The 12467-nt window shown below is 64.9% G+C and carries 12 protein-coding genes; 5 read left to right on the top strand and 7 right to left on the bottom strand.

Features of this window, described 5'->3' with window-relative positions; all coding sequences use genetic code 11:
- The first annotated feature begins 105 nt into the window (after positions 1 to 105).
- Positions 106 to 1431 carry an MFS transporter gene (locus IVB41_RS15560; RefSeq protein WP_247432446.1) on the top strand — a complete coding sequence of 442 codons (1326 nt, stop codon included), beginning with the start codon at positions 106 to 108 and terminating at the stop codon, positions 1429 to 1431.
- A 122-nt stretch (positions 1432 to 1553) separates the two neighbouring features.
- Here the strand turns inward: IVB41_RS15560 and IVB41_RS15555 are convergent, their stop codons facing one another.
- Both IVB41_RS15555 and IVB41_RS15550 read right to left on the bottom strand, forming a co-directional pair.
- Positions 1554 to 2945 carry a M48 family metalloprotease gene (locus IVB41_RS15555; RefSeq protein ID WP_018452960.1) on the bottom strand — a complete coding sequence of 464 codons (1392 nt, stop codon included), beginning with the start codon at positions 2943 to 2945 and terminating at the stop codon, positions 1554 to 1556.
- A 134-nt stretch (positions 2946 to 3079) separates the two neighbouring features.
- Complete coding sequence (locus IVB41_RS15550) at positions 3080 to 3919, bottom strand: thermonuclease family protein (RefSeq protein WP_247283044.1); 840 nt, start codon at positions 3917 to 3919, stop codon at positions 3080 to 3082.
- A gap of 254 nt (positions 3920 to 4173) precedes the next feature.
- Between IVB41_RS15550 and IVB41_RS15545 the strand changes: the two genes are divergently transcribed.
- The 3 genes from IVB41_RS15545 to IVB41_RS15535 all read left to right on the top strand — a co-directional run bounded on the left by IVB41_RS15545 (position 4174) and on the right by IVB41_RS15535 (position 7053).
- Complete coding sequence (locus IVB41_RS15545) at positions 4174 to 5379, top strand: ABC transporter substrate-binding protein (RefSeq protein ID WP_018452962.1); 1206 nt, start codon at positions 4174 to 4176, stop codon at positions 5377 to 5379.
- 133 nt (positions 5380 to 5512) lie between these two features.
- Entirely contained in the window at positions 5513 to 6301 is a 789-nt protein-coding gene (locus IVB41_RS15540; RefSeq protein ID WP_247432443.1) for an enoyl-CoA hydratase, read from the top strand.
- Between the two features lie 2 nt (positions 6302 to 6303).
- Complete coding sequence (locus IVB41_RS15535) at positions 6304 to 7053, top strand: hypothetical protein (protein WP_247283050.1); 750 nt, start codon at positions 6304 to 6306, stop codon at positions 7051 to 7053.
- A 177-nt stretch (positions 7054 to 7230) separates the two neighbouring features.
- Here the strand turns inward: IVB41_RS15535 and IVB41_RS15530 are convergent, their stop codons facing one another.
- Genes IVB41_RS15530 through IVB41_RS15520 form a run of 3 tightly spaced genes read right to left on the bottom strand, consistent with a single transcriptional unit; the run spans position 7231 to position 10307 of the window.
- Positions 7231 to 8049 (bottom strand): enoyl-CoA hydratase/isomerase family protein, encoded by an 819-nt coding sequence (locus tag IVB41_RS15530; protein WP_247432440.1) that lies wholly within the window; start codon positions 8047 to 8049, stop codon positions 7231 to 7233.
- A gap of 15 nt (positions 8050 to 8064) precedes the next feature.
- Positions 8065 to 9225 carry an acyl-CoA dehydrogenase family protein gene (locus IVB41_RS15525; protein WP_008133127.1) on the bottom strand — a complete coding sequence of 387 codons (1161 nt, stop codon included), beginning with the start codon at positions 9223 to 9225 and terminating at the stop codon, positions 8065 to 8067.
- 17 nt (positions 9226 to 9242) lie between these two features.
- The gene (locus tag IVB41_RS15520; RefSeq protein ID WP_247432436.1) at positions 9243 to 10307 is read right to left on the bottom strand and encodes an acyl-CoA dehydrogenase family protein; all 1065 of its coding nucleotides are present in this window, start codon (positions 10305 to 10307) and stop codon (positions 9243 to 9245) included.
- 236 nt (positions 10308 to 10543) lie between these two features.
- On the opposite strand from IVB41_RS15520, the gene IVB41_RS15515 reads away from it, so the two are divergent.
- The gene (locus tag IVB41_RS15515) at positions 10544 to 11329 is read left to right on the top strand and encodes an SDR family NAD(P)-dependent oxidoreductase (RefSeq protein ID WP_247432434.1); all 786 of its coding nucleotides are present in this window, start codon (positions 10544 to 10546) and stop codon (positions 11327 to 11329) included.
- A 180-nt stretch (positions 11330 to 11509) separates the two neighbouring features.
- On the opposite strand, the gene IVB41_RS15510 is transcribed toward IVB41_RS15515, so the two are convergent.
- On the bottom strand, positions 11510 to 11782 hold the full coding sequence (locus tag IVB41_RS15510; RefSeq protein WP_196236584.1) for a GlsB/YeaQ/YmgE family stress response membrane protein: 273 nt from the start codon (positions 11780 to 11782) through the stop codon (positions 11510 to 11512).
- A 31-nt stretch (positions 11783 to 11813) separates the two neighbouring features.
- Complete coding sequence (locus tag IVB41_RS15505; protein WP_247283058.1) at positions 11814 to 12395, bottom strand: YidB family protein; 582 nt, start codon at positions 12393 to 12395, stop codon at positions 11814 to 11816.
- Positions 12396 to 12467: the final 72 nt, after the last annotated feature.

Raw genomic sequence — 12467 nt, 5'->3', positions numbered from 1 at the left:
ATTTGTCCAATGTTGCAGTGCGGGATGTTGCGCCAGACAGGGCTAGATTGCCTGGCGCCTCGCCGGGCGGTCGGCTTTGGTTTTCAGGACGTTAAGGGCGCACGAATGGCGACGGCACAGACCCCCGCAATGGCAGACCACTCGGGCGAGCACGGCCACGACCAGGCCAGTCCCGGCGAGATCGCTATCGGCGTCATCATCGGCCGCACCTCGGAATTCTTCGACTTCTTCGTCTTTGCGATCGCCTCGGTGATCGTCTTCCCGCGCCTGGTGTTTCCGTTCACGAGCGAACTGACCGGCACCCTCTATTCCTTCATGGTTTTCGCGCTGGCCTTCATGGCCCGGCCGATCGGCACCGTCATTTTCATGACGGTCGACCGCGGGTACGGCAAGACGGCCAAGCTGATCTCGGCGCTGTTTCTGCTCGGCACCGCCACCGTCGCGATCGCGTTCCTGCCCGGCTATCACGAGATCGGCGCTGCCGCGATCTGGCTGCTGGCGCTGGCGCGCATCGCACAGGGTCTGGCCTGGGGCGGCGCCTGGGACGGCATGGCCTCGCTGCTGGCTCTGAACGCGCCGCCTTCGCAGCGCGGCTGGTACGCGATGGTGCCGCAGCTTGGCGCGCCGCTCGGTCTGATCGTGGCGAGCGGCCTGTTCGCCTATTTCGCTGGGAATCTCTCGGCCGACGATTTCTTCGATTGGGGCTGGCGCTATCCGTTCTTCGTCGCCTTTGCCATCAACGTCGTGGCGCTGTTCGCGCGCCTGCGCATGGTGACGACGGAAGAATATGCCTCGCTGTTCGAGACCCGCGAGTTGCAGCCCTCGCGCATCTCCGAGACGGTGGCGCGCGAAGGCCAGAACATCATGCTCGGTGCGTTCGCGCCGTTGGCAAGCTTCGCGCTGTTCCACATGGTTACGGTGTTTCCGCTGTCCTGGGTGTTCCTGTTCACGCGCGAAACCCCGGTGCGCTTCCTGATCATCGAGATCGTCGCCGCCGTGTTCGGCGTCGGCGCGATCGTGCTCTCCGGCGTCATCGCCGACCGCGTCGGCCGCAAGTCGCTGCTGATGGGATCGGCGATTGCGATTGCGATCTACAGCGGCTTTGCCCCGCAGCTGCTCGATGCCGGCGCGTTCGGCGAGACCATCTACATGGTGATCGGCTTCATCCTGCTCGGTCTGTCGTTCGGCCAGTCGTCGGGTGCGATCGCATCGAACTTCAAGCAAGCGTATCGCTACACGGCCTCGGCGCTGACCTCCGACATGGCCTGGCTGTTCGGCGCCGGCTTTGCACCGTTGGTCGCTCTGCTGCTTGCCACCAATCTCGGCGTCATCGCCTCGGGTGCGTACCTGCTGTCAGGGGCGTTCTGGACCTTGCTTGCGCTCTGGCTCAGCGGCCAGCGCGAGGCCGGCGATATGGATGCGGGGCGCTGATCGGGCGGAGCTTGAAGGGTGGGCAAAGGCGCGTAAGCGCCGTGCCCACCACCTTTCGACAATCCTGACTGGAAATGGTGGGCACGCTTCGCTTTGCCCGCCCTACGGCAGTTTAGTGTATGTCAATCCGCCACGACCTTCACACGATCGCGCACCTTCACCTGCGCGTTGCGATCGAGCCCGTTGAGGACGCGAAAACGCTCGGCGGGGTGGTCGACGCCGGCCATGCGGTGGGAGAGCGATTCCACGGTGTCGCCGGGCTGCACGGTGATGACCTTGATGCGCAGCGGGCGCGCGGCCTGGATCTCGTCGAGCGTCAGCCGGCGGAATGAACCGACGGTCTCGCGCGCATTGCGCTCGCTCTCGGTCGATTTCTGCCGGGCCGCGAAGATGAAGCGGTAGACGTCGCTGCCGAAGCGCAACGCATAGACCTTGAACTGCCACTGGTCACCTTTCGCGGTCGCGGACGCAGCCGGAAAACCGTTGATAGTGATGTCCTCGGTGGAGGCCTTCTCGACGCCCTCCATCCAGCCGGAATTCAGGTAATCGCCGAGCGACTGTTCGGCCGGCACCCGCACGACGTCGAACCGCATCGCCTGCGAGCCGCCGTCGCGCACGCCGATCACGGCCTGCGCGGTGTTGTCGAGCGTGAAATTGTCCGGCGCCTGGAAGGTGAAGCCGAGCTTCGGATGCAGGAAGCGCCGGCCGCGGACAAAACCTTCGCTGGGGTCTTCGCCGTAGACGAGATTGTCGATCGCGGCGAGATAGGTCTCGCGGTCGCGCTCGCCGCCCTCTGGCGCTGCGTATTGCCGCGCGATGGTCTGCGCGTTCTGCACGCGCTCGGGCGTTGCCGGATGCGACGAGGTGAAATCCTGCGCGCGCGGATCGAGCGAAGTCTTGCCGACCTTCAGCTCGGCATTGCGCTCCATCGCCGAGAGAAAGCGTGCGGCACCATAAGGGTCGAAATGCGCCTTGGCGGAAATGCCGACGCCGACGCCGTCGGCCTCGAACTCCTGATTGCGCGAAAAGCTCGCCATGGTCAGCTTGGTCTTGGCGAGCGCGAGCGCGGTGAGATCGGGATCGTTGCTCATGTCGGTGACGACGCGGGTGACGATCGCCGCTTGGCGGGCCTGGTCCTCACGCATCGCGGCGTGCTTGGACAGCACATGCGCCATCTCGTGGCTGAGCACGGAGGACAATTCCGAGGTGTCACTCGCCAGCGCAAGAAGGCCGCGCGTGACATAGAGCTGACCGTTCGGCAGCGCGAAGGCGTTCACCGCGCCGGAATTGAGGATCGTGACCCGGTAACCCTGATCGGGGCGGTCGGACGCCGCGACCAGCCGGTCGACGGTCTTGGTGACGAGCGATTCGAGCCTGGGGTCGTCGTAGGTGCCGCCATAGCTCGCCAGGATGCGCTCGTGCTCCTTCTCGGTGGCGGGGGTCTGCGCGACGGCCGGCTTCGGCTTGGGCATCGCGACGGTCGGCGGGGCCGCCGCGGTCTGGAACCGGCCCATATCGCCGCAGCCGGCGAGGGCTGAACCCAGCACGAGGCATAGCGCAGCCGGCGCTGCCCGCAGGCGGCGGCGTTCACCTCGTCCGTGCCGTCCTAGCACCCCATTCACGTCGCTTAACCCGTGCCTGGCCCCTTTTAGGGCCTTACCCCTGTCGGCTCGTTTGCGCCCAGCAACTCGATCTGTCCCACGAGGCGGACATCGATACGCGGCCCCGTATTCCCCTCAGCCCAGCCCCGGACACGAATACGTTTATTTTCCAGAGACTTAAGGACGATCCCGGCGCCTTCGAACGCGGGTACCATGCGCTTTGAGATAGTCACGGCGAAGCCGCGTGTCCAGTTCCGTCCGAAGTTGAGGTAGGTCATTGCCCCAGCTTGCCGGACCGACAGGACTTTGCCCTCGACCACCACAAAACGCCCGATCCCCGCCAAAATATCGTCCGGACTTTCCGCGTTTTTTATGGCCGACGGGTCAGCCCAGCTGCCCTTTTTTTGGCGCCTCGCCTCGGCCTCCGACGCCATCAGGGCGGCCGCGCAGTCCTTATCGGCGATCTCGGCGGAGACGATGGCGTCGCCCTGGGCGAGGAGCGTTGCCTGCACGGAGATGTCGCTCTCGCCGACAAAGACCAGCGCGCCCTGGCGGCCATAGCGATCGGGCGTGTCGTCAGCGCTGCGCAAAATAACGTCGCGACCGACGAGCAGCGTGGTCAGCGCCTGCTTCGTGGTCGCGGTCGGCTCGATGCCGGTCAAGCGGATTTCCCGGCCGTCATCGAGACGCAGACTGCGCGCATCGATCGCGGCGACGCGGCCTTCGCCCTGGGACTCGAACTGGCACGGCGTGGCGGACGCACCGCGAGCCGCGACCAGAAGACATGCGACGATGAGATGAAGCAGTCGCGTCACGTTGCCCGGAAAGGTTGCGTTGCGCTCCAACCATAACTCAAGCGCGGTGGGGAGCGAAGACTGTTTGTTCATACTCCGTCATTGCGAGCGCGGCGAAGCAATCCAGAGTCCCTCCGCGGAAAGATCCTGGATTGCTTCGCCGCGCTCGCAATGATGGCGGAGGCACTCTTCCGCATCTCGTCATTCCGCTTTGCGGAAAGCGCGTGTTGATCGTTCATCTGCATCGTCCCGCGCGCTTGCTGCGCTGTCGCGCATGCGGCATGATTGCGGCAACACCAATAACCAAGCCGCCATTAGAGACAGGCGATCAAGGGAGGTCTTTTTCGATGAAGCATGTTTTGTCGGGCATTTTCGCTGCTGCGCTGGCGCTGAGTGCAAGCGCCGTGCAGGCGCAGGACAAGCCGCCACTGAAGATCGGCGGTATCCTCGACATGTCGAGCCTTTATGCCGACATCACCGGCCCCGGCAGCGAGACCGCGGCCAAGATGGCCGTGGAGGACTTTGGCGGCGAGGTGCTCGGCCGCAAGATCCAGGTGCTGGCTGCCGACCATCAGAACAAGGCCGATCTCTCTGCCAACATCGCTCGCGACATGCTCGACAATCAGGGCGTCGAGATGATCTACGACGTCGCGGCCTCCGCGACTGCGCTTGCCGCCGGCGAGATCGCGAAAGCGCGTAACAAGATCATCATGTTCAACGGCCCGGGCTCGATCCGCCTCACCAACGAGGCCTGCGGTCCCTACACCATCCACTACGTGTTCGACACCTACGGTCAGGCCAATGTGACCGGCCTTGCGGCCGTGAAGTCCGGCCTCGACACCTGGTACTTCCTCACCGCCGACTACGCCTTCGGCCAGGATCTGGAGAAGGACACCAGCGCCGTCGTGACCAAGACCGGCGGCAAGGTGCTTGGCAGCGTGCGCCATCCGCTCAACACGTCGGATTTCTCGTCGTTCCTGCTCCAGGCCCAAGCCTCGAAGGCAAAGGTGATCGGGCTTGCGAACGCCGGCGGCGACACCGTCAACGCCATCAAGCAGGCGGCCGAGTTCGGCATCACCAAGGGCGGCCAGAAGGTCTCGCCGCTGCTCGCCTTCGTGACCGACATCGACTCGATCGGGCTCGAGACCGCGCAGGGCCTGTTGCTTGCGGAAGCCTTCTACTGGGATCTCAACGATGACACCCGCGCGTTCTCGAAGCGCTTCCAGGAGCGCATGAAGCGGCCGCCGACCTCGGCGCAAGCGGGCGTCTATTCCTCCGTGACTCACTATCTGAAAGCGGTGAAGGCGGCCGGGACGACCGACGCTGCGACGGTGATGAAAGTGATGAAGGAGACGCCGATCAACGACTTCTTCGCCAAGAACGGCAAGATCCGCGAGGACGGCCGCATGTTGCACGACATGTACCTGTTCGAGGTCAAGAAGCCGTCGGAATCCAAGGGCCGCTGGGACGACTACAAGCTGCTCGCCACCGTGCCCGGCAGCGAGGCGTTCCAGTCGCTGGAGCAGTCGCGCTGTCCGTTGGTGAAGAAATAGACCTCGTCATTGCGAGGAGCGAAGCGACGAAGCAATCCAGGCTGTCTCCGCGGAAACATTTCCGGATTGCTTCGCTTCGCTCGCAATGACGAGGTCGATAGACCGAAGCAAAGAACAGCAAGGGAGACGTCCCATGAACGACATGGTCCTGCAGAAGCTCGAAGGCGGGCTGCTCACCATCACCATGAACCGGCCCGAGCGGAAGAACGCGCTCAACCCGGACATGGTCGCCGGGTTGGTCGTGGCGGCACGGCGCGCGGCTGATGATCCGGAGGTGCGTGCGGTCTTGTTCAAGGGCGCGGGCGGCAGCTTCTGCGTCGGCGGCGACGTCAAGTCGATGGCCGAGGGCCGGGCGCCGCTGCCGTTCGAAGTGAAGATGGCGAACCTGCGCCGCGGCATGGAAGTGTCGCGTATCCTGCACCAGATGCCAAAGCCCGTGGTGGCACAGCTCGATGGTGCTGCGGCCGGCGCGGGTCTGTCGATGGCGCTGTCGTGCGACCTCCGCGTCGCCTCCGAATCCTGCAAGATCACCACCGCGTTCGCAAAAGTCGGCTTCTCCGGCGATTACGGCGGCACCTATTTCCTCACCCAGCTGCTCGGCAGCGCGCGGGCGCGCGAGCTCTATTTGACCTCGCCGGTGCTTTCCGCGAGAGAAGCGCATGCGATCGGCATGCTGACGAAGGTCGTCCCCGACGCCGAGATCGACGCGGCCGCGCACGAGCTCGCACTGTCGCTGGCGCAAGGGCCCTCGATCGCGCTCGGCTTCATCAAGCGCAACATCAACAATGCCGAGCATCTGGCGCTGGAGGATTGCTTCGACGGCGAGGCGATCCACCACACCCGCTGCAGCGACACCGAGGATCACAAGGAGGCCGCCAAGGCGTTCGTCGAGAAGCGCAAGCCGACCTTCAAGGGCGCATGACGATGGCGCCCTATATGCGGTTGCGGCAGATCTGCCTGGTCGCGCCGCAGCTCGCGCCCGTGATCACCGATATCGCTGATATCATGGGCCTCGCTGTCTGCTACCGCGACGGCAATGTCGCAAAGTACGGCCTGGAGAACGCGCTGCTGCCGGTCGACACGATCCTGCTGGAGGTGGTCGCGCCGTTCAAGGACGGCACCACGGCCGGCCGCTTCATCGAGAAGAGCGGCGGGCGCGGCGGCTACATGGCGATCTTCTGCTGCAACGATCCCGACGAGCGCGGTCGTAACGCCAACGCGCTTGGCGTGCGCACCGCCAACGTCATTGACCACGCGCCCTATCACGGCGTGCAGCTCCATCCCCGCGACTGCCGCGCCGCCTTCATCGAGTTCAACCACACCGAAGGCAGCGACGACATTTTGGGTCCGTATCCACCGGCGGGGCCCGACTGGCAAAAATTCATCCGCAAGGACGTGACGCAGGCGTTGACGAGCGTGGAAATGCAGAGCCCGGATCCGCAAGGGCTGGCCGAGCATTGGGGCAAGATCATCGGCGTTGCGCCGAGCGGCGATGCTGAACTGAAGTTGCCCAACGCGACCTTCCGTTTCGTGAAGGGCGCCAGCGAAATCATGAGCGCGCTGGAGTTTCGGGTCGCTGATGTTGCCGGTGTGTTGCACGCCGCGAGGGCGAAGGGACATGCCGTGGCGGGCAACGAGTTCTTGCTCGGCGGGGTGACGTTCCGCGTCAGTTGAGTGCTTGGTAGTGATCCGTCACCCTGAGGTGCTCGCCTCTTGGGCGAGCCTCGAAGGGCGACGGCCACCAGCGGGGCCGCTCATCCTTCGAGGCTCCCAGCGCGATGCTAGGCATCGCGCTACTCGCACCTCAGGATGACGGATTGAGAGAGGGCGTGCGGCGCGACCCTGCCGCAATCACCTGCCCTTGAAATTCGCCGTCCGCCGCTCTTCCGTGGCTTTCACGCCTTCCTTGAAGTCTTCCGTCGCGCGCAGGCGGGTCTGCTCCTCGAGCTCGTGATTGGTCGCCGCCATGACGCGGTCGGCCAACCCGGCGCGCATCGTGGCGCGGGTGGAGACGAGGCCGAGCGGGGAGCATTCGGCGATTTCGCTGGCGAGCTTCAGTGCCGCCGCCCTGACCTGGTCCTGCGGCACCAGTTCGTTGGCGAGGCCCCATTTGAAGGCTTCCTCGCCGGTGACGCGGCGGCTGGTGTAGAACATCAGTTCGGCGTTGTTCTTGCCGATCAGCTCGGGCAGCGTCACGGTCAGGCCGAAGCCGGGATGGAAGCCGAGCTTGGTAAAGTTCGCGGAGAAGCGCGCTTCGGGGCAGGTGACCCGGAAGTCCGCCGAGACCGCGAGGCCCAATCCGCCACCGATGGCGGCGCCCTGCACGGCCGCGACGATCGGCTTCTTGGCGCGGAAGATGCGCACGGCCTGGATATAGAGATGGTTGATCGCCCCGAGGCTGTCGGCCGGATCGCCCTTTGCCGTCTTGTCGGCTTCGCGTGCCTCTTGCGCCTGCCGTGCCGGATCCTGGAAATTCGCGCCGGCGCAAAACGCTTTGCCCTGCGCCGACAGCACCGAGGCGCGAATCTCGATGTCGCGATCGAACTCGTCGAGCGCGTCCGCGATCTGGTTGATCAGCGAAATGTCGAAGAAGTTGAGCGGCGGGCGGCGGATTTCGATGGTGCCGACGTGACCAACTTTCTCGACGCCGATATCTTTGTAAGTGCTCATGATGTCCTCGAATGATTAGCGCAAACCAAGCCCGCGGGCGATGATGCCGCGCAGCACCTCGGTGGTGCCGCCCTGGATGGTGAGTTTCGGCGCGGTTTTGATGGCGAAGTCGAGCTGCCGCTCCAGCGTCTCGCGGTTGGTCGCGGTCTCCTCGACGAAGGCGGCGAGATCGCGCACGCGGTGCGGCAGCTGCTGTTCCCACACGGTGCCGATGTCCTTGACGATGGAGGCTTCAACGACCGGCTCCTTGCCGGCCTGCAGCATGCCCGCGACCGAGACCGACATGCGCCGCATGGTGTGGAGCTGCGCCACCAGCCGGCCGATGCCTTCGGCACTGCGGGTATCAGGATTGGGGCCGACAGCGCGAACCAGCTCGGTCAGCACGTAATAGGTCTCCAGGAAACGCTCGGGGCCCGAACGCTCATAAGCGAGCTCGCTGGTGGCCTGCTTCCAGGCGCCGTCGACTTCGCCGAGTACATGATCGTCGGGCACGAAGAAATCGGTGAAGACGACCTCGTTGAACTCGTACTGGCCGGTGATCTGGCCGATCGGGTTCACCTGGATGCCTGGCTGCTTCATCTTGACCAGGAACTGGGTCAGGCCGTGACGCCGGTTTTCCTTGGTCGGCTGCGACGTCCGGAAGATCGCGATCATGTAGTCGGCGATATGCGCCGACGAGGTCCAGATCTTGGTGCCGTTGATGAGATAGCCGCCGTCGGTCTTGGTCGCGCGCGTCTTCGCGGCGAACAGGTCCGAGCCGGAGTTCGGCTCGCTCATGCCGATCGCGAAGCAGATCTCGCCGCGACAAATACGCGGCAGGATGTCCATCTTGATGTGCTCCGGGGCGTACTTGATCAGAACCGGCCCGCTCTGGCGGTCGGCGACGAAGAACCGCCGCGTCGGCGCGTTGGCGACGCGCATCTCCTCGGTCACCACGTAACGTTCGAGGAAGGAGCGCTCCTGGCCCCCATATTTTTTCGGCCATGTCATGCCGAGCCAACCCTTGGCGCCGACCCGGCGAGAAAATTCCGGCGCGTCGGTGTCTTCACGGTTGGGCTTGTGCGGATCGAAGGTGCCGGCGGCGATTTCCTCCGCGAGGAAGGCGCGCACTTCCTTGCGCAATTGCTCGCATTTCTCGGGCAGGCGGATCGGATCGAAACGGAGGGCAGCAGTCATTGTTGTCTCGTCCCTGATCAGCGCGAAGCCACGAGCGGCCACAATTCGTCGGCGCCGCGGTTGGCAATGAGCTTGCCGAGCTCGACGGCCCAGTGGCTTTCCGAACCGAAATCATCGCGCCAGGCCAATGCCCGCAGCGAATAGCGGTGCAGGATGTGCTCCAAGGTGAAGCCGATCGCGCCATGAACCTGATGCGCGATGGCGCCGCCCTTTTCCGCGGCTTCCGCGCAGCGGATCTTTGCCGAGGCGGCTTCGAGATAGACCGCGTCGTCGAACGATCTTGCGTTGGCGATGGCATCGGCGGCCGAGGTCGCCGCGGCAAGGGCGGCAGCCGACTCGCCGGCGAGGCGGGCGAGATTGTGCTGCACGGCCTGGAATTTCGAGATCTTCTTTTCGAACGCGACGCGCTCGTTGGAATAGCGCACGGAGATGTCGAGCATCGATTCCAGCGCGCCCGCGATCTGAAGGCTGCGCGCGACGCCGCCCATCAGCATCATTGTGGTCTGGTCAAAGCCGCTCGGGGCGGGCTTGACGGTGACGGGCTGCACCTTGTCGAGCGTGACGGTGTCGCTGTGGTCGTAGCCGACATTGAGCCCGGTCTCGATCCGGCCCTTGCTCGCATCGACCAGCGCGATCGAGGCGCCGTCCTTGCCGTGGACCAGCACTGCGAAGTGCTTTGCCGCCTTTGCGAAGGGCACGCCGCGGGCGCGGCCGGAGAGCGCGCCGTCGGCGTCGCGGGTGATGCGATCCTTGGGCGACGCCGGCAGCACCGTCATCTCCCCTTCGGGGGATGCGATCTTCGCCTGCGCCAGCAGCCAGCCCGCCAGCATGGTTTCGGCCAGGGGAACCGCGACGGCGAAACGGCCGGCGGCGTTCAGGAGCGCAAAGCCGTCGGCAAGGCTCGCGCCGGAGCCGCCGAGATCGTCCGGCACCCAGGCCAACGGCAAACCGGCTTCGCTCAGCGCCTGCCACAGCGGCGCCTGCCATGAATCCTTCTTGTCGTTGTTGACGGTCTGCGGATCGGCGAGATCGGCGAAGATTTTCTCCGCGGTCTCGACGACGATATTGTCACTCTCCGCCACAGCGTTCCCCGTGTTTTGCCATTGGCGCTTCCCGCCCCGTGGGCGGACGCGCAGGTTCTTCTTGCGCCCGATGATCCAAAAAAGCCATGGCCCTGACAAGCGCTGATCGCAGGTCAACCTGCGGCGCGGGCATGGGCGATGAGCTAATTCCGCTTAGCGGAGTTTGCTCGATTTGCAGGGCGCGGCAAACTCGCTAAACAGAATGTCGATACTCAATCAAGGGGAAGGAAATCCGGATGGCAAAGGACAGTTTGTGCGCAGTCGTGACGGGGTCCGCCTCCGGCCTGGGTGCTGCGACCGCGGAAATTCTCGCACGGAGCGGAGCGCGGCTCGTCATCAACTATTCCTCGAGCCAGAAGGAAGCGGAGGCGACCGCTGAGCTGTGCCGCAAAGCGGGCTCACCGGAAGTTCTGGTCGCGCAGGGCGACGTCTCCAAGGATGACGATTGCCGCAAGATCGTTGCGGCAGCTGGCGCCTGGGGCCGGCTCGACGTGCTCGTCAACAATGCCGGCACCACCAAGCATGTCGCTCATGCCGATCTCGATGGATTGTCGGCGGAAGATTTCCAGCGCCTGTACGGCGTCAACACCATCGGCCCGTTCCAGATGGTGCGCGCGGCGCGCAGCCTGCTCGAGGCGGGCGCCAAGGCCTCTGGGCGGCCGTCCGCCGTGGTCAACATCTCCTCCGTCGCCGGCATCAGCGGCGTCGGATCGTCGATCGCATACGCCGCGAGCAAGGGCGCGCTCAACACGATGACGCTGTCGCTGTCGCGCGCGCTGGCGCCGCTGATCCGTGTCAACACGGTATGCCCGGGCTATATCGATACGCCCTGGTTCACCAAAGGCCGTGGCGAGGCGGGCGCCAAGCAGGTGCGCGACAGCGTCGTGGCCAAGGTGCCGCTGAAGGTCGCATCATCGGCGGAAGACATCGCGCAGCTCGTCTGCTTCCTGGCGATGCCGGCCTCCAGCAACATGACCGGCGAGGTCGTGCGCATGGATGCGGGGATGCATTTGGTGACGTGAGGGCGCGGCTAGCGCGGCAAATACGGGCGTCGTCCCGGCGAAGGCCGGGACCCATAACCACAAGAGGTAGTGAGGCGCGAAACCGGGAATTGCTAGTCTTCGCCAAACTGAATTCGGTGGCTATGGGTCCCGGCCTTCGCCGGGACGACACCGAGTATGTTGATAGCTCCCACTGGCGCGCTACCCCTTGATCACGCCGCTCGCCACCAGCCGGTGCCAGATGAACAGCACCACCACGGCGCCGATGGTGGCCATGATGAATCCCGCGCCCTGGTCGGGACTGTAGTGCCCGATGGCCTGGCCGATGAAGGTCGCGAGAAACGCGCCGGCGATGCCGAGGATGGTGGTGAGGATGAAGCCGCTCGGATTGTTCGGTCCCGGCGCCAGCCAACGCGCGATGAGGCCGGCGACGAAGCCGACGACGATGATCCACAACAAGCCACCCATGCTCATGTCCGTGCTTCCCTCGTTTGACTAAACTAACTCAGACTCTGCCCGCGATCTCATGCTCGGTCGGCAGCCGTCCGTCCGGCGTCAGATGATCGACCACCTGCGGCAGATACTGGCTGAGACCCGAGAGCAGCTCGTCACGCGACAAGCCGCTTTGGGCGGACAGGCTCTCGATCTGGTCGGCGCCGAGCGCATTGGCGAGATCGCCTGGTGCGATCGCCTTGTTCTCGCCCTTGCCGACCCAGGTGTTGGCAGCGTCGCCATGACCGCTCTGCTGGAGCTGGTTGAGGAGATCGCCGAGCCCGCCGCTGAGCACGCTGCCGGCCGCGCCGCCCGCGAGCAGGCCGCCAAGGCCGCCCTTCAACAGGTCACCGAGGCCGCCGCCAGCACCCGCATTCACCGGCGGGGGGAGATGCGTCGGCGTCGGTGCTGGGGACGGCTGCGGCGCGCTGCCGGTCTGGTTGCCGCTCAAATGCTTGAATGCCTTCCAGGCGAGCAGGCCAAGGAGGGCCATGGTCATGGGCGACATGCCGCCGCTGGATGAGGATTGTGAACTCGGCGTGCTTGGGCCGCGCGGGCCGTTCTGCATGCCGTTGAGGACGTCGAGCAAACCCATGGCGTTCTCCTTTGGCGCTTTCTTGCCGGTAACAAGCCCCGTTCGAAAACATATGAGGCTGTCATGACGGTT

It is taken from the genome of Bradyrhizobium sp. 44, assembly GCF_023073095.1.
Classification (GTDB): domain Bacteria; phylum Pseudomonadota; class Alphaproteobacteria; order Rhizobiales; family Xanthobacteraceae; genus Bradyrhizobium.
This window is presented reverse-complemented; position numbering and strand designations above follow the sequence as displayed.